The sequence below is a fragment of the Tissierellales bacterium genome (assembly GCA_025210965.1).
In the GTDB taxonomy this organism is placed as follows: Bacteria; Bacillota; Clostridia; order Tissierellales; family JAOAQY01; genus JAOAQY01.
Genome location: JAOAQY010000145.1, coordinates 13861 through 32977, shown reverse-complemented (window position 1 = coordinate 32977; position 19117 = coordinate 13861). Strand labels below are relative to the sequence as shown.

The 19117-nt window shown below is 31.6% G+C and carries 14 protein-coding genes and 1 riboswitch; of the genes, 11 read left to right on the top strand and 3 right to left on the bottom strand.

Annotated features, from left to right (window positions below; translation table 11 throughout):
• The 5 genes from N4A40_10300 to N4A40_10280 all read left to right on the top strand — a co-directional run.
• The coding region (locus N4A40_10300; GenBank protein MCT4662240.1) for a glucose-1-phosphate adenylyltransferase subunit GlgD at nt 1–439 on the top strand (439 nt) is incomplete at its 5' end.
• 12 nt (nt 440–451) lie between these two features.
• The gene (gene glgA, locus N4A40_10295) at nt 452–1894 is read left to right on the top strand and encodes a glycogen synthase GlgA (protein ID MCT4662239.1); all 1443 of its coding nucleotides are present in this window, start codon (nt 452–454) and stop codon (nt 1892–1894) included.
• A 23-nt stretch (nt 1895–1917) separates the two neighbouring features.
• Nucleotides 1918–4344, top strand: coding sequence for a glycogen/starch/alpha-glucan phosphorylase (locus tag N4A40_10290; GenBank protein MCT4662238.1), 2427 nt, complete (start codon nt 1918–1920; stop codon nt 4342–4344).
• A gap of 5 nt (nt 4345–4349) precedes the next feature.
• Nucleotides 4350–6227: a type I pullulanase gene (gene pulA / locus N4A40_10285; GenBank protein MCT4662237.1), complete on the top strand. Its 1878-nt coding sequence runs from the start codon at nt 4350–4352 to the stop codon at nt 6225–6227.
• Nucleotides 6228–6283: 56 nt separating this feature from the next.
• Entirely contained in the window at nt 6284–6871 is a 588-nt protein-coding gene (locus tag N4A40_10280; protein MCT4662236.1) for a GNAT family N-acetyltransferase, read from the top strand.
• Nucleotides 6872–7007: 136 nt separating this feature from the next.
• Here N4A40_10280 and N4A40_10275 read toward each other — a convergent pair whose 3' ends face one another.
• Complete coding sequence (locus N4A40_10275; protein ID MCT4662235.1) at nt 7008–7553, bottom strand: NADH peroxidase; 546 nt, start codon at nt 7551–7553, stop codon at nt 7008–7010.
• Between the two features lie 188 nt (nt 7554–7741).
• On the opposite strand from N4A40_10275, the gene N4A40_10270 reads away from it, so the two are divergent.
• Complete coding sequence (locus tag N4A40_10270; protein ID MCT4662234.1) at nt 7742–10660, top strand: diguanylate cyclase; 2919 nt, start codon at nt 7742–7744, stop codon at nt 10658–10660.
• A 156-nt stretch (nt 10661–10816) separates the two neighbouring features.
• Here N4A40_10270 and N4A40_10265 read toward each other — a convergent pair whose 3' ends face one another.
• Nucleotides 10817–12193 (bottom strand): sodium:alanine symporter family protein, encoded by a 1377-nt coding sequence (locus N4A40_10265; GenBank protein MCT4662233.1) that lies wholly within the window; start codon nt 12191–12193, stop codon nt 10817–10819.
• A gap of 132 nt (nt 12194–12325) precedes the next feature.
• Nucleotides 12326–12411, bottom strand: a riboswitch (glycine riboswitch).
• 268 nt (nt 12412–12679) lie between these two features.
• Here N4A40_10265 and N4A40_10260 point away from each other — a divergent pair.
• The 5 genes from N4A40_10260 to N4A40_10240 are packed head-to-tail and all read left to right on the top strand — an operon-like array spanning nt 12680 to nt 17416.
• Nucleotides 12680–14473 (top strand): DegV family EDD domain-containing protein, encoded by a 1794-nt coding sequence (locus N4A40_10260; protein ID MCT4662232.1) that lies wholly within the window; start codon nt 12680–12682, stop codon nt 14471–14473.
• Nucleotides 14451–15218 (top strand): DUF1295 domain-containing protein, encoded by a 768-nt coding sequence (locus N4A40_10255; protein MCT4662231.1) that lies wholly within the window; start codon nt 14451–14453, stop codon nt 15216–15218. Before N4A40_10260 ends, N4A40_10255 begins: the two co-directional genes overlap by 23 nt.
• 7 nt (nt 15219–15225) lie before the next feature.
• Nucleotides 15226–16107: a LysR family transcriptional regulator gene (locus tag N4A40_10250; protein MCT4662230.1), complete on the top strand. Its 882-nt coding sequence runs from the start codon at nt 15226–15228 to the stop codon at nt 16105–16107.
• A 57-nt stretch (nt 16108–16164) separates the two neighbouring features.
• Nucleotides 16165–17124: a putative sulfate exporter family transporter gene (locus N4A40_10245; protein ID MCT4662229.1), complete on the top strand. Its 960-nt coding sequence runs from the start codon at nt 16165–16167 to the stop codon at nt 17122–17124.
• A 49-nt stretch (nt 17125–17173) separates the two neighbouring features.
• The gene (locus N4A40_10240; GenBank protein ID MCT4662228.1) at nt 17174–17416 is read left to right on the top strand and encodes a hypothetical protein; all 243 of its coding nucleotides are present in this window, start codon (nt 17174–17176) and stop codon (nt 17414–17416) included.
• 429 nt (nt 17417–17845) lie between these two features.
• On the opposite strand, the gene N4A40_10235 is transcribed toward N4A40_10240, so the two are convergent.
• Complete coding sequence (locus tag N4A40_10235; protein MCT4662227.1) at nt 17846–19096, bottom strand: MerR family transcriptional regulator; 1251 nt, start codon at nt 19094–19096, stop codon at nt 17846–17848.
• Nucleotides 19097–19117: the final 21 nt, after the last annotated feature.

Here is a 19117-nt window from a genome sequence, read left to right as displayed (position 1 = left end):
TGAGCTAAAAGTAAAGGGATATCCATTTAAAGGGTATTTATCTTGCGTGAATTCTATAGAGAATTATTACAATACAAATAAGGATTTATTAAGCATAGCGAATGCAAATGACTTATTTGGGAGAAATGGAAAGATATATACAAAAGTTATGGATGCTCCATCTACTAAGTATACAGATAAAAGCTGCGTAATGAATTCGCTAATAGCAAATGGTTGCATTATAGAGGGAACGGTAGAAAATTCGGTTATATTTAGAGGAGTACATGTAAAAAAAGGTGCGATTATTAGAAATAGTGTAGTGTTGCCAAATGTTGAAATTGGAGAAACTACTAGTTTAAATTATGCTATTGTTGATAAAAATGTAAAAATTACAGATAAGAAGATGTTATTTGGAGCAGAGAGTAGTTTATTTGTAATTAAGAAGAATTCAGTACTATAGGAGGCTATACAGATGAAGGTTTTATTTGTTTCTGCTGAAGCATTGCCTTTTTCAAAAACTGGTGGGCTAGGAGATGTTGCGGCATCTCTTCCTAAAGCTCTGCGTCAAGAGAATATAGATGCGCGAGTAATGATTAGTAAAAGCTTTGATTTAGCAGATAATATACGAAAAAAAACAGAGCGATTGAGTGAATTTGAAGTACCAGTAGGATGGAGAAAAAAGTATACAGGATTGCTTAAGACATCGTACGATAGTGTGCCATACTATTTGATTGACAATGAATACTATTTCAAAAGGGATGGATTGTATGGTTACTATGATGATGGTGAGCGTTTTGCTTATTTTTCAAGAGCTGTTCTAGAATCTATAAAACATTTAGATTTTAAACCAGATGTAATACACTTTAATGATTGGCATACAGCTATAATTCCATTTTTGCTTAAAGAACAATATCAAAACCAATCAGAGTATAAGGATATCAAAACTGTATTTACAATACACAATCTTAAGTATCAAGGAGTTTTTGGAAAAGAAGTATTGGGCGAATTATTAAATGCAGGTGAAAGGTATAAATACAATCAGGCGCTCGATTTTTATGGGGATGTGAACTTTATAAAAAGTGGAATTTATTATGCAGATAAAGTGACGACTGTTAGTGAAACTTATTCTAAGGAGATACAATATCCTTTCTTTGGAGAAAATTTAGATGGGGTTTTAAGAGATCAAAACTACAAATTGCAGGGCATTACAAATGGATTAGATTATAGTTTATATCATCCAGGTAAAGATTCTAAAATTCATAAAAAATTTGATAGGAGGTCTCTAAGAAGTAAAAAAGTGAATAAAATGTATTTGCAGGAAAAACTAGGGCTTAATCTAGGAGAAAGAATACCACTTGTAGCTATGGTTAGTAGATTAGTTGATATGAAAGGATTAGACCTCATAGAAAGAGTTTTTGAAGAACTAGTTGAAACTGGTGCTCAGTTTGTATTTCTAGGTACGGGAGATCCTTATTATGAGAATATGCTGAGATATTATGCTAGGAAATATCCAAAGTCTATTTCGGCAAATATAAAATTTGATACAGAACTTGCACATCAGATATATGCTGGTAGTGACTTGTATTTGATGCCATCGAAATTTGAACCTTGTGGATTGAGCCAATTGATAGCGATGCGCTATGGAAGTTTACCAATAGTTCGAGAAACTGGAGGTCTTAAGGATACAGTAACTCCATACAATCAATATACAGAAGAGGGAAATGGTTTTAGTTTTTCAACTTATAATGCACATGACATGCTATTTACGGTTCAAAGAGCAGTAAATTTATACAATAGAGATCAAATTAAATGGCAAAAAATTATACGACAAGCGATGAAAAAAGATAGCAGTTGGACACAATCGGCTAGACTATATAAGGAAATATATGAAGGGTTAGTTAAGCATTATGATTAAATTGTAAAGGGATGGTCCAAGTGATGATTAATAAAGAAGAGTTTAAAGAAGATTATATCAGACGTTTAAAAGCTAAAAGTGCCAAACCGATGGATGAAACATCGGTTTGGGATAGGTTTCATGCCCTGGGAAGTTTGACAAAAGAGTACTTAGCAGAGAATTGGTTAGATTCTTCTAAGTACTATTTTAATAATGATTTGAAACAAGTATATTATTTTTCAATGGAATTTTTAACGGGGAAATTTTTGAAAAATAATTTAGTTGCTATGCAAATGGAAGATATGACTAAAGAGGTTATGGATGAACTAGGATTCGACCTTGAAGAAATATACGAAATAGAGAAGGATCAAGGCCTTGGAAATGGAGGTCTTGGAAGATTAGCTGCTTGCTTTTTGGATTCTATGGCCGCATTGTCAATTCCAGGTCATGGCATTGGCATAAGATATAAATATGGATTATTTGAGCAAAAAATAGTAAATGGATATCAAGTAGAGTATCCAGATAGATGGCTTGAAAATAGAAATGTTTGGGAAGTTAGAAAAGCAGATAAAGCTGTAGAAGTAAAGTTTGGAGGCGATATCGAAGAAGTTTGGAAAGATGGAAGAATGGTATTTGATCACAAAAATTATGAGTCTATACTAGCTGTACCTTATGATATGCCTATTGTTGGGCATAAAAATAAAACGGTAAATACACTTAGGCTCTGGAGTGCAGAAACTCATACAAATGAATTTGATTTTTCGACATTTAGTAGAGGAGACTACATGAAGGCTTTTGAGCAAAAGCACAGTGTAGAGGCTATATCACAAGTATTGTATCCAAATGATACATATGAAGAGGGAAAAATCTTGAGATTGAAACAAGAGTATTTCTTTGTATCAGCAGGGGTACAAGGTATACTCAGAACATATAAGAAAAAAGGAAAATCTATAAAGCATATTGCAGAGTATGTCGCTATTCATATAAATGATACTCACCCATCTCTAGCTATACCAGAGTTTATGAGGATATTAGTAGATGAAGAGCATTTAGATTGGGATGAAGCTTGGCATATAACTACTCAAGTTATGAGCTATACAAACCATACGATAATGCATGAAGCTATGGAATGCTGGCCAGAACAAACATTTAAAGAGCTTTTACCTAGAATATATATGATAATTAAAGAAATAAATGAGAGATTTTGCAGTGAACTTTGGAAGGGAAAATTTGAAGGAGATTTAGAAGCTATAGAGCGAATGGCTATAATCGCCCATAACCAGATTAGAATGGCTTACCTTGCAATAGTAGGAAGTCACAGCGTAAATGGTGTGGCTCATCTTCACACTGAGATATTGAAATATAAAGAATTGAATGATTTTTATAAAGTCTACCCTTATAAATTTAATAATAAGACAAATGGAATAACTCATAGAAGATGGTTACTAAATTCAAACGAAGAGCTTTCTAAGGTCATAACAGATAAAATTGGTTCGGATTGGGAGAGAAATCCAACTATGCTAAGAAGACTTTTATCTTATAAAAATGATTTAGAGTTTCAGAATAAAATAGACGAAGCAAAATTTAGAAATAAAAAGAGATTAGCAGAATTTATAAAAATAGAAAATGGTGTAGATGTAGATCCAAATTCTATTTTTGATATTCATGTTAAAAGGCTTCACGAATACAAGAGACAGACGTTGAATGTACTTCATATAATGCATTTGTATAATGAATTGCTTGAAAATCCAGATTTGGACATACCTCCTAGAACGTTTATATTTGGAGCTAAAGCAGCGCCAGGTTATCATATAGCAAAGCAAATTATAAAATGGATTACTACACTAGCCGATAAGGTGAACAACGACAAGAGGATAAAAAATAAGATAAAAGTAGTCTTTTTAGAAAATTATGGGGTTTCATTAGCAGAAATGCTAATACCCGCAGCCGATGTCAGTGAGCAAATTTCCACAACTACTAAAGAAGCATCAGGAACTGGTAATATGAAATTTATGATGAACGGTGCAATTACTATTGCAACATTAGATGGAGCAAATGTCGAAATATTAAATGAAGTAGGTCAAGAAAATATAGTGACATTTGGTTTGACAGAACCAGAGGTATACAATTTATATGAGGTTCAGACATATGATTCACGCAAATTATATGAAGAAGATGAAAGAATTAAGTTAGTTCTCGATCAATTGGTTGATGGATTTTTTGATGTTTCAAGTGAAGAATTCCAGATTATAAGAGACAGTTTTTTGAAACATAATGATGAGTTTTTTGTTTTAAAAGATTTTGATTCATATGTAAAAGCTCAAACAAAAATTGGCGAATTGTATAGGGATAAACAAGAATGGACGAGGATGGCTATAACCAATATTGCTTGCTCTGGTAAATTTTCTAGTGATAGAACTATATTAGAATATGCATCTGGAATTTGGGATGTCGAAATGAGACCGAGGTGATAGATATGAATCAATATGATTACGAAGATCAATTGCTGGAGATAGAAGATTTTGGGTGTAAGTTCTGCAAAGAAAAAGTTGATTTTAAAGTTTGGGCACCAGATTGTGATAGACTTGAAGTTGCGATATATGAAAATGGAGAGGATATAAGGCGGCAAGTACATGCTATGAAGCGAGATAGCTATGGAGTGTGGACTATAGAGTTGGATGGAAATTATGAAAATAAATTCTACAACTATATAGTTTTCTATGAAGATAAACGCTATGAAATAGTTGATCCATATGCTAAAACAACTAGCATAAATAGTTTGCGAGCTATGATTGTTGATAGTGAAAAACTAAATCCAAAATGGTGGATAGATCATGAAAAACCAAAGAGCATAAAAGATGAAGAGGTTATTATATATGAAACTCATGTCAGAGATTTTACCGCACATGAAACATCAGGTATAAAAGAAAAAGGTAAATATTTGGGAATGGCAGAAAAAGGTACTAGTTTTGAAGGAATTTCTACTGGTATAGATCATCTTAAAGAATTAGGAATAACACATATACACCTTCTTCCAATAGCTGATTTCGCAACAGTCGATGAAAGAACTGAAGAATACAACTGGGGGTATGATCCGTTCTTGTACAATGTCCCTGAAGGGTCATATGTTACACATCCTATTGATGGATACAAAAGAGTGCTAGAGCTCAAAAAAATGATTAAAACCTATCATGAAAATGGAATAAGAGTGATATTAGATGTAGTTTATAATCACACATATTATTCGAAAACATCTAATTTTAATAGGTTAGTTCCAAATTACTATTATAGGCAAGATGAAAACGGTAATTTTTCAAATGGGTCGGGAGTTGGAAATGAGATAGCAACTGAGAGAAAAATGGTTAGAAAATATATAATAGATTCATTGGTTTACTGGTTAGAAGAGTATAAAGTCGATGGATTTAGATTTGATTTACTAGCTCTTTATGACAAGGTTACTGTAATGAAAATTTGCCAGGTGCTTAAAGCGAAAAAATCAGATATAGTTCTATATGGAGAACCTTGGACTGGTTCAGAAAGCGCCCTTCCATATGAGAAAAGGTTTTTAAGAGGGGATCAAAAAGGAGTAGGGATAGGAATATTTAATGATCACTTTAGAAATGCTGTACGAGGAGATAATGATGAAAATCACAATGGTTTCGTTTGTGGTAACTACAAACAGGTGTATGGAGTTTTAGAAGGTGTAGTTGGAGGTATTTTTTATAGTGGTAAAATACATGGGTTTACAAAGAAGTCGACGGAGAGTATAAATTATATAAGTTGCCATGATGATTTGATATTAGCTGATAGATTATCTGTAAACAGGCATTGTGATGAAAAGGAAAGTTTAATAAGGATTAATCTTCTTGCACTTGGGCTTTTATTGACTTCATTTGGGACTCCATTTTTACATGCTGGAACTGAGTTTATGCGAAGCAAAAAGTACGTGAGAAATTCCTATAATAGAGGAAATGAAATCAATGGAATTAATTGGAAAGACAAAAAATCACATGAAGCCTTTTTTGAGAGTGTAAAATGGCTTATACAATTTAGACAGGAAAGTAGGTTGTTCTTGAAAAGCGATGACAAAGACATAAAAAGGTTATTTGATTTTCAGATAATTGATGATCGAAAAGGAATCATAAGTTACACAATATCAAATGATATAGGCGATTGTTTTAGATTTATTCACAATTGTGAAAGTGAATATTTTGAATTAAAGAGCACAACTGAATATGAGGTTCTATTTGAAGGGAAACCATTGAAATCACCCACTTATATTGAAAAAAATACTTCATACAAAGCACAACCGCTTATGCTTACAATACTAAAAGAGGTTGCAAAAGATAGTTAAAACTTATATAATATTAAACAAGATTATTTTTGAGAATTTGTTTGGAGGAGAGCAAAATGAAAATTAGAAAGGCTCGGGTCGAGGACGCTGAAAAAGCGACGGAACTAATATGGACGGCCATAGAGCAGTGTGCTAATGCATTTGCAGGAAGTAATGACCCTGCAAAGATAAGTAAAAGATTGCAAGAACTATTTAAGGTTTCTTATAATAGAATGAGCTATGAAATTTGTACGGTTGTGGAAGATAAAGATAAAGTTATAGGGGCTATGATAACATATCCTGGCTGTGAGATGAAAGAACTAGACAAAAAAATTATAGAGCGTCTGAAGATAGAACATCCCAAAGGAACTCCAGGCTATGAAGAGTTTGTAATTCCAGTTATAGAGGCAAAAGAAACATTTGATGATGAGTACTATATAGATAGCTTAGCAGTTGATAAGGAATATCAAGGCAAAAAGATAGGTACTCATTTAATAAAATATGCCGAAGAAATGGCAAGAGAGAAAAACTATGATAAATTAGCTATTCTAGCTGAGGAAAACAATAATAGAGCATGCTCGCTCTATAGATATTTGGGATTCAAAGACGATTGCATACTGGTTATTGGTGGACACAGCTATAATCATCTAGTGAAGAAGATTTAGTGCTGATAGAGTACTAGATTGAAATTGGATTTTTGGAAATATTGGGATTAAAAAAGGTCTTGCTATCAAATTTTATTGGAATTTGAAAACAAGACCTTTTTAATTTCTATAGTATAGTTTAAATACTAAAGAATTCTTATCCGAAATATCTTTCTAAAAGACCTTTAAAAGCCATACCGTGTCTAGCTTCATCTTTGCACATTTCATGAACTGTATCGTGAACAGCATCTAGGTTTAGTTTTTTAGCAAGTGTAGCAAGTTCTTTTTTACCCATGCAAGCACCGTGCTCTGCATCAACTCTCATTTGAAGATTCTTTTTAGTAGAGTCAGTTACAACTTCTCCTAATAATTCAGCAAATTTTGCAGCATGCTCAGCCTCTTCAAAAGCAATTCTTTTGTAAGCTTCAGCGATTTCTGGATATCCTTCTCTATCAGCTTGTCTGCTCATAGCTAAGTACATTCCAACTTCAGTACATTCTCCCATGAAATTTTGCTTTAAACCTTCAACTACTTCTGGGTCAACATCTTTTGCAACACCTACGAAATGTTCATCAGCCCAAGTTAATTCTGTTTCTGATTGTTTTATAAATTGAGAAGCAGGAGCCTTACATTGAGGACAGACCTCTGGCGCTTCACTTCCTTCATGAACGTATCCACATACTTTACAAATAAATTTTTCCATAATAAATAGCCTCCTAATTTGTCTGGTTTCTTTTTTGTAATGATTACAAATAAGAGTATAATACTTTAGACTTGATTTGTCAACAAAAAATACAAAAAACTAATAATTAATAAAGTACTTGTTCTATAAATATCTAGATTTAGGGTATAAACTATATAATATCTGTGTGCAGTTAAGGAGAGAACATTATGAAAAAAGAGCAAAGCATACTCAAAAAAAATATTTTAGTTTCTGTATTTATGACAATTATTATACTTGGGTTGTATTTTGGATATGAATCTATGTCTAAGTATACACTATTAAATTTGAATATTGAAAACGGAATAGCTGATTTAAGCAACATAGAGAGTGAGTTATTCAGTTTGGACGGGAAATGGAGATTTTCTGGGAATTTTTCAGACGAGACTGCATTTGAAGATTACGTTGAGGTGCCTGGAAATATAAAAAAATACAATCAAGAAATGAATTCTGGAATTTATGAACTAACGCTTAAAAACTTGAAAGAAGGCTATTATGCTCTAAAAATCACTAGAGTATTGACATCATATAAATTGTATATAGATGATGAATTAGTATACGAACAGGGAACAAGTGAAGAGTTAAAAGAGGGAAAACTTAATACTAGAATAATAGAATTTCAGGCTAAAAATCAAAATACTAATATAAAGATAGAACATTACAACTATGGATACTATAAGGGTGGTATATTAGATTCAATTATTTTAGGAAAATCTAATGCTGTTCATAGTATTTATCATCAAAGAGTTTTCAAGGACATTTTTTTAGCGGGAGTAATTGGTATAATGGCGATATATCATATACTTCGATACATTTATAGAAAAAAAGAAATTGAAAATCTTTATTTTGGTATATTTGCAATTTTAGCATTTTTTGAAAATTTATTTGAAGGAGAGTTGCTGTTTAGTCAATACGCTCAAAACATATCATATTATACAGAGGAAAGATTACAGACGATGACAATATTAGCAATGCTATATGTTTTTACTCTTTATGTACAGAAAATCCTTAAACTTAATCAAAGAAATACAAATAGAGGAATCAGAGTAGTTGTCGCAGTTCTAATCTTATTTAACTGGATAACACCATTTACTAATTACTATATTCTTTGGAGAATGGCGGAGATAGTAATAGTAGTTTTTATAGTATATATTTATGTATTATTAATACGAGCTATTATTCAAAAAGATTATAGTGCAGGACTTATAATGTTTGGTTTTAGTTGGATAGGATTTACGGGGGTGTATGATCTGCTTATAGACTTAAATGTTATACAACCACCTTATTTATTATCAATTGGTTTTGTTTTATTTTTGATTTCTCAGATGATAACTATTTTTATGAAGTATTCTATGGCATTTGAAGAGATTGAAGATTTGTCGGAATCTTTGAAAAATAAGAATTTAGAATTGCTTTCGGTGAATGAAGATATGGAGATTAAAATAAAAGCTAGGACAGAAGAGTTAGAAGCTAGTGAAAGTAGATATAGACATTTTGTAGATGCTACATTTGAAGGATTGATAATAGTAGATGAGGCTGAAATAATAGATGTAAATGAAGAACTATGTAGAATGTCGGGATATTTGAGAGAAGAACTTATAGGAAGAAATATATTGATGTTTTTTCCAGAAAAATATCATAGTATGCTGATAAAAAATATTCATACATTTGGTGAGCAAAAATATATAATGAATTTGGTAACTAAAACAGGTAGAGAGTATCCTATAGAGGTTTTGTCAAGGGCATTTGATTATTATGGCAAAATCGTAAAAGTAGGAGCAGTTAGAGATATAAGCGAAAGAATTTTAAATGAAAAGAGATTAGAAAAGATAAGAGAAAGTCTAAAACAGGCTCAGAAAATAGCTAAACTTGGAAGTTTTGAATTTGATATCAAAACGAATAAAATATATATGTCTGATGGTTTAAGGCACTTACTTGATATTGGAGAAGAAGAGCTTGAAAATGACGACAGAAATATAATACAGATTATGATTAATAGATTCTTACCTAAAAATGAGCAGCAAATAGCACTTGGTAATTTCAGGAGATTGCTAGAAGAAAAGTGTGACGATAGCAGTGTTTTTAGAACTAAGCCAATTTACGGAAAGGCTAGGTGGTTTAGAATAGAGTCGCGCTATATGAAAGATGATTTAGATCAGCATGAAAAAATTATGGGAGTCATAATAGATATTACTGAACAAAAAGAACGAGAATTTGAAATAAAGCATAATTTAAATTTTTTACAGGTACTAATAGATACCATACCTCATCCAATATTTTATAAGAATCGCGAAGGGGAGTATATAGGATGTAATCAAGCATTTGCATCGTTTTTTGATTTGACAAAAGAAGAAATAATAGGAAGCAATGTTTATGACTTGATAAGTAATGAGTTTGGCAAATTGTACAAATCAAAGGATGATATAATATTAGAAAGAGGCGGGAAACAGGTATATGAAGGTGAGCTAGAAGACAGATATGGTGAAATACACAACGTTATATTTTCCAAAGCAGCATATTATGATTTGTTAGGTCAAGTAGAGGGAATTGTTGGAGTAATTGTGGACATTTCGGATTATAAAAAGATACAAGAGCAATTGAAAAAAGCATCCATAACAGATCACTTAACTGGTTTATACAACAGAGTTAAGTTTAATGAAGTTCTAAATGATGAGGTTAAAAGGATGAGACGTGAAATTTCGAATATATCGCTTATAATGTTTGATATTGATCGATTTAAGCAGGTTAACGATAATTTTGGACACCCTGTTGGAGATGAAGTTTTGATAAAATTAGCTAATTTAGTTAAAAATTATGTTAGAGAGACAGATATAGTTGCTAGATGGGGCGGAGAAGAATTTATGATATTGGTTAAAGCTACAGATTTAGATGGGGCTTCAAAATTAGCTCAAAAATTAAGAGAAGAGATAGAGAAGGAAGAATTTTCTATAGTGGGACATATAACTTGTTCGTTTGGTGTAGCTGAATATAGAGGAAAAGGTGATGAAAAAACATTATTAACTAGAGTCGATGAAGCTTTGTATAGAGCGAAAAATAATGGTAGAAATAGGGTAGAGCTAGAATTGTAAAAAAATCTTCAAGAATATGAATTAGAGAAATAGTATCGCTCTAATCTGTTCTTGAAGATTTTTTACTTTAATTTAGAAATCGATAATAGTTATTTTTAAGGGGTTAATAACCGCAGCATAGCCATTGACAGATTGAAATTAATCAGCATAAAAGTGCTAAGATATTTTGGTGTTAGAGTTATTATATAAAGAATCAAAATACATTTTTGTTTCAGATATAATGACAGAACTAAGTCCCAAAATACCGATTAGATTTGGAATAGCCATAAGTCCATTTACTATATCAGCAGTTATCCATATTACACTTAAATCAAAATGTTGCACCACTAAATTACTAAAAATAAGTATTATAAATATCCATTTATAGAGAGTTATACTTTTTATACCGAATAGATATTCACAGCATTTTTCACCGTAATAATTCCAACCGAGTATAGTGGTAAAAGCGAAAAATATAAGACCTATAGTGACTATATATTGTCCAATATTGTGGAAGTCCAATCCAGAATTAAAGGCAGCATTTGTAAGAGCTGCACCTTGTAGAGAGGCATCCGTCCATACACCAGATAGCAATAATACTAGTCCGGTCATCGTACATATTATTATAGTATCAAAAAATGTTCCAGTCATAGATACTAGTCCTTGCTTTACACAAGAATTTGTTTTCGCAGCTGCAGCGGCAATAGGAGCGCTACCAAGACCAGATTCATTTGAAAAAACACCTCGAGCAATACCGTTTCTAATGGCCATTGAGACTGTTGCTCCAAGAAATCCACCCATCGCAGATGTTGGCGAAAAAGCACTTTGGAAAATCAGTGCAAAAGTGTCCAGTATTCTATCATAGTTCAGAACCAATATTATAAGAGCTCCAATAAAGTAAAATGTAGCCATAAAAGGAACTAAAGTTTCAGCAACTTTTGAAATGCTTTTTATACCACCAAAAGTCACAAGTGCTACCAACACTGTAATAGCAATTATTGTAATAGTAGGTTTTATACCAAAGCTAATTTGAGTTGCTGCTGATATGGCATTTACTTGTGCAAAAGTACCAATTCCAAAAAAAGCTACACCAACTCCAAAAAAAGCAAATGTTTTTGCCAACCATTTATTTCCAAGACCTCTTTCGATATAGTACATTGGTCCACCAGACATTTCACCATTTTCGTCAGTTACCCTATATTTTACAGCAAGAAGTGATTCGCCGTATTTTGTAGCCATGCCGAAAAATGCAGCAATCCACATCCAAAATAGAGCTCCAGGTCCACCAGCTTTTATGGCAGTTGCTACACCAACTATGTTTCCAGTACCAATGGTTGCAGCTAGTGCAGTGCAAAGTGCAGCGAAACTAGAAACATCACCAGATCCATCATTGTCTTTGGAAAAAAGTGCTTTTAGAGCAAAGGGTAATTTGGTGATTTGAATGCATTTGAGGCGAATTGTGAGATAAAGACCTGTTCCAACTAAAAGTAATAGTAGTGGTGGTCCCCATACCAATCCGTCTAATTTGTCCAAGAATGTTACTAAATTTTCCATAAAAAAACCTCCTCTTAATAACTCTAGAGAGTATGAGCAATTAAAAGAAGATTAGCGCACAAAAATAAATTAATGTCACGATTCAAAACAAATAAATGATAGCATAAAAAAACATGACTATAGAACTTTAAATTTGGTCACTCTGTCCTTTTACCTGAGAGTTTCAGCCTAAGCCTTGCCCCGTCGGTGCTTTAAAAAGTCTCTCCAGAGGTTCGTCCAATAGCGGTCCCTAGCCTAAACGGCGTACCTGAAAGATTTGCTTCTTCGGTGGACAGTTGTCACTCTCCCGCTATTTTCATCCGAAATATAATATTGTGTTGAAGTATGTGTCAATACTTCGTTTTGATAAAGTAATGATAATAGAATAACAAAAGAAATAAAAAAAAGCAAGATGAAATTTATAATAAATTCTAAATTTCATAAATTTTGTTTAGTTAAATTTATTAGAGGGTACAAATGATTTGTCATAATTAGGGAGGTATTTATATGGATTATATAGATGGCAAACAATGTTATATTGCATTTATATTGGGGGCTAGAAGTATCATAGAAGCAAGAGCAGAATTAAATGAACTTAATCGATTTCCAGTACCAGATAAGGATACTGGAGACAATCTTTCTACAATGATGCAACAAGTTCTAATAGAAATAGAACTTGATCACAATATAGGAGCTATCATTAAAAATATTGCTAAAAAAGCATTAAAGACTGCAAGGGGCAATTCAGGAATAATATTTGCAGAATATTTGATTGGATTGTCAGAATCAATTGCAGATAGAGATGTTATTAGTACGAAGAATTTCGTTAAAGCCTCAAAGAAAGGGACTGAATATGCTTATAAAGCAGTAAAAAAACCTGTTGAAGGAACAATGCTTACTATGATGAAAATTTGGGGAGAGAGCTTGGAATGTTTTCAATCAGACGAAATAAAATTTAAGGAGTTGTACAAAAAAGCATTAGAAAAAACAGAAACTAAGTTTATAGAAAGCTACAAAAAAAAGTCAAAAAATATCATAGCTAACGATTCTGGAGCTATAGGATTTATGTATTTTTTGCAAGGAATATCAATGAGTGAAAACTCAAGCAAATTAAAAAATGATATAGCTCACAAAAATTATGAAACTTTGAATCAAAACAGTCAAATCGAAATTAAGGAAGAGAGTAGGTATAGATATTGTTTAGAAATTTATTTGGATAAGAGTAGTCATGAATCAATTGATTTGAAAAAGAAAATTGAGAATATAGGAGATTCATTAGTTTATGCTCAGGAGGAAAAATTTGCAAGAGTACACATACATACTAGTAATCCAGCTAGAGTTGTTGAATTAGCTGAAAAAAGTGGAACAATAATATATACAAAAGTTGATGATTTTAAATATCAAGTTAATCTAAAACCATCAAATGAAGTTGCTATTTGGACTGATAGCATAGCCGATCTACCTGAGATATTTATAAAAAAACACAATATATATATAATTCCAATGCAGATTCAAATAGGGGAGGATACATATTTAGATGGTGTTACATTGGACGGAAAATCTTATTTAAATAAACTTAAAAACAATAAGGGAAGACTCATAAGTTCGCAGCCAAATAAAGAGCAGATACGCAAACAGCTTGAGTTTTTGACAAAAAATTATAAAAAAGTTATAGGATTATTTGTATCCAGTAAAATGAGCGGTATATACGAAAATATAAAAGATGAGGCTAAATTGTATTCAAAATCCGAATGTGATGTGAATATAATTGATACCAAGAGAAATAGTGGAGCGCAGGGACTTCTAATAATGAAAATAGCTAAAGCATTAGAGGCTGGAATTGATTATGAAAAATTGGTCAATAGTATAGATAGCTACATTGATAGAACAAATATATTTGTAAGTGTCAAAAGCTTTGATGCAATGGTTCAAAATGGCAGGCTTAGTGAAAAAACAGGTCGTATGGCAAGGAAGTTTAAAGTCTTTCCAATAGTTACCATAGATAAAAATGGCGCGGGGAAGCTTTGTAAGATGAGCAGAACATCAGGACGATGTTTAGATAAAATAGTTAAGGAAATGATAAAAATTAATCAGAATATAGGAATAAGTGAATATGGAATAAGCTATTTTGGTTCAAAAGAAGAAGCTCTTAAATTAGCAGATAAACTTGAAATTTTGTTGGGAAAAAAGACATTGTTTGTTGAGCAAATATCACCTATTGTTGCTTCGAGTGCAGGAGAAGGTGCTATAGCTGTAAGTTATGTAGAGGAGGATAGAAATGAATGTATTAATAGAAACTAGTATTGCTATATTAATCTATTTTACCGTATTTTTTATAATTGGAACCATTCTAAAGAACAATGGAATAGTAGACGTTGGCTGGGGGATGGGATTTGTATTAATATCAATTTGGCAATGGATTAAAACTGGAGCGGTTTTCGACTTGAGGATGATAATTTTGTTATTAGTTGTAATTTGGGGTACGAGGCTGTTCTACCATATATTTAGAAGAAATATTAATAAACCGGAAGATTTTAGATATGCGAAGTGGAGAAAAGAATGGGGTAAAAATGTTTTGATAAGAAGTTTATTTCAGGTGTATTATCTTCAAGCAATTTTTATGATAGTTATAATTTATCCGGTTGTATGGACTATCGAAAAAGGAGATGCAAGTTTTAATTTATTACTCATAATTGGAGTCTTGGTATGGTTTATTGGATATTTATTTGAATCTATAGGAGATATGCAGCTTAGGAAGTTTAAAAGAGACATAAGTAATAAAGGGAAGATAATGCAAAGTGGGTTATGGAAATACACTAGGCATCCGAATTACTTTGGTGAATCCGCGATGTGGTGGGGGATTTTTATAATAAGTGCTTCACAGGGAATGGGTATATATGGTATATTTAGCCCAGTTGCAATTACATTATTGTTGCTATTTGTCAGTGGGGTTCCGCTTCTTGAAAGAAAATATAAAGATAGAGAAGACTATAGACTGTATTCTGAAAAGACAAATAAATTTATACCAGGACCTAGAAGAAAGTAGTGATTAAATGATAAATCAAAAACTTAAGACATTTTATGAACTTACTAGATTTAAGAATATGACAAAAACCGCAAAATATCTTAATATGACACAACCTGGAGTATCAAAACAAATAAAACAATTAGAACTATATTATGGAATTAAAGTATTTAGGAAAAATGGTAGGAATTTAGAGATTACAGCTGCCGGAAAGTTATTGAGAGATGAAGTGGAAAAGTTGATTGTTTGTGAAAAAAATATAAAGCAGAGCTTAGAGATTTTTTCTAAGCCTGTTAAAAATCAATATATTGGTGCAACTAAAACTATAGGTTCATTTTTAGCCCCAGAGTTGATGGAAAATTATAGTCGATTTGAAAATGATAGACTTTTGCTTACTGTTGATAATACTAAGCATATATTGAATAAATTAGATAATGGGGATATAGATTTAGCGCTTGTAGAGGGGATAATCGATTTGGATAAATATGATTGGAGGGTATTAAGAGAAGATGAATTAATTTGTATTACAAGTTATTCTGATGCTAGAAAAACTATAAATATAGATGACATGAAACAAAAAGTACTGATACTTAGAGAAGAAGGTTCGGGTACTAGAAATATAATAGAGAGAGCATTAAAAAACATAGGAGTTTCAATAGATGATTTCAGAGCAACTATGGAGATTGGAGATTGGAGTGCTATCAAAAGTTTAGTTTCACGGGGAATGGGAATTAGTTTTTTGTCTAGAATAGCGGTAGTTAAAGAGCTTGAAAATGGTGAACTTATTGAACAAAAAATTGAAGATTTTAATTTGAAAAGAAATTTATACTATGTTTGGAGAAAAAATGAAGAATGTGAGTTTGCAGAAAAGTTCCTGAAACATAACTATAAGTTATACAAACATAATTAAATATAATTTTTAATTATAAGCGCTTCCTGATAATATGTTTTTAGGAGGTGTTTTAATTTGAAAAAATATTTAAAAGGTTTATCATTGGTTCTATTTTTAGCTACATTAGCTTTTATTATTCAAAATATTACTTCGAATTATTTTAAGCTTGAAACTCTTACTTGGGGTATATTAATTGGTATGGCTTGGGTTAATTTAGTTGGAACTTCAAAAAAATATGATTGTGGTATAGCATTTTGTCAAAAGAAAATGCTAAAAACTGGGATTGTATTACTTGGATTTAAAATGAGTGCTGAAGGAATAAAAACGCTGGGAATAAAAAGTATATTTATTGTAATACTATATGTTATTCTAGCTACTAGTTTAGCAATAATTTTTCAAAGAATATTAAAAGTTAATAAGAAAACGGCAATGTTAATAGGACTTGGATCTTCAATTTGTGGAGCATCTGCAGTTGTAGCATTATCAGATAGCATAGAAGCTAAGAAAGAGGATACTGCTGTAGCCGTTTCAGTTGTTAGTTTACTTGGTGCTATCGGAGTTATGGGATATACTTTCATATTTAAGCTATATCCAATGAATCAGATTCATTATGGGCTCTGGTCAGGGCTTACGCTACATGGAGTAGCTCATGCAATTGCAGCTGCTGGAGCAGGAGGAGCTGTAGCAAAAGAGATGGGAACTATGATAAAATTAATTAGAGTGCTGATGTTAGTTCCTGTTTCCTTACTATTGTCAAAAATATTTGGTGTTAAAGAAAAAAGTGCTAAATTACCAGGATATGTTCTAGGATTTTGCATAACTACAGCAATAGGTCTAAGTGGATTTTTGCCATCTAATATAGTTGATTTATTACTTAAAATTAGTGATTTTTTAATTTTGCTAGCTATGACAGGTCTAGGATTATCTGTTGATTTTAAAAATATAAAAAATGAAATTGGAAGTGCAATAACTCATGGGGCTATTATATTTGGCATTTTATCGTGTATTGGTTTTGTATTGACAATGATGATATAATTTATGAAGATATTAAAGTATAAATGTATCACATTGGGAGGTAAAAGAGATGTTTATGATGGAAGAAGTATTGAATGAAAGATACCAAAAAATATTTGACAATACCTATATATTTACTAAAAAGAAAATTGCGGAAGACCCGAATTATGGAATAGAACAATTAGAGGCATTGCTTGAAAGTCTTTATATAAATGAAGGAAATGATTTGCTAGGAAGAGGAGAACTCTATGATTTGTCGATAAAAGCACAAATTGCAGCTTGCGAGATATTACTTCAAGAAATCAAAAATTAGAAATAAAATATAGAAACAAAAAACCTGTAGAAATTATCTTTAAAAAAGAAATTAGCTACAGGTTTTTTTATTTCTTAGATGTAATGTTATTAGTTTATGAGTATTAAACGCCATACTATCTACGCATATACTCAAGTTTTAGATATTGTTCAAGACCAAAGTCTTTATTTTGACCAATTTGACTAGTTTCAATTTCAGCTTCCGATAATAGATTTCTAAATTTTTTAAACATAAGAATTCTCCTTTCAATTTCACCCTAAGAATTATTAACTTCTTATTTGTCTTTAGTATAAAGCATAGAGAGCACACAACATCAATAGATAAAATAAAAAATATAATGTAATTATTATGTAAAATGTGGTCAAAGCACTATTAGTCTTGTAGGAAATGGGTTTCTTTTTAGATAAATAAAAAAACATAGAGTAGACCCTATGCTTTTTCATTTTTTCCTAGCATCAGCCATTGATACAAGGACAATCCATTTTTAAATATTTCGGTTTTACCTGATTCATCAACAGGCCCTATAATCTTTTGAAGTTCGACTTCCATCGCATGATTTTTAAAATCTTCTTGGATGTTTTTTAAGTCTAGCACTCGTCTAATACTTTCAGGATAATTCATTAGTTCACTTTGTTTAGAGTAAAATAAGAAACTTCCAATCCAGTGAGCACCGTCTTTTAACAATGTCTTGAGGTTTTCAGTAAGCCAAATATCATGTTGGGAATTATAATCGAAACTGCCTTTATAATCCATTACAAAATCAACACTATCTGGTTTTAAAGGAATGTGATCAAAAGAGCAACATATGTACATTAGCCTTTTAGGATTATATTCCCTATCAAATAGAGTTTTTACAAAAAGTAATCTTTCAAATTGATCATCTACTCCAATATACCTCATATCATCAGGTAGATAATCATAGAAATTACTAAGAGCAATACCAAGCCCAATTCCAGGTTCTAGTATTATAGAATTTGGAGTTAATAAATCTATCAATCTTTGTCTTTGCCATTCGACACCTTGAAATATAAAATCTAGAAATTTACTACTTGTAGATTTGTAGTAATCTGTTTTCAAATGAATGTTTCGTTCAATGACTTCTTCAGAAGAAAGATTTACAAATTTATCAGATAGGTGTTTTTCTGCTAGTATACCATGCACGATTTGCCAATGATTTCCACAATCACATTTTAATTCACCATGAGTAATCATATTGTGAACGATATTTGCTTGAGTAAGATCAAAGTTTTTTTTACAAATAGGACATTGAAGGGCATTTAAAAAATCTAAAGGTACACCAGTTGCATGAGTTGGAAATTTTGATTCTTCAAGATGGTCTATTTTATCAAGAAGATTTGAAATAACTCGTAATTTGTGTTCTAGATGTTCCATTTCAACTTCTAAATCCTTAGTTTTTGAAAGAAATTTACTTTTGAAAAATTCTAAATCAGTTTTTATGGTCAAACGACTAAAACGTTGGAAATTTAGTAGTTCGTGAATTTCATCAAGAGAAAAGCCCATTTCTTTATAATGCAAAATGGCATCTATGGATTCATTACAATTGTCTCCGAATTCATACCAACCGCCCATTTTTTCTGGAAAGAGAAGTCCGAGGTTCATATAATGTCGAACAGTATCTATAGAAATACCGTGCTTTGCTGCAAATTTACCGATTTTCAAGGCAATCCCCCCTCGTAAAAA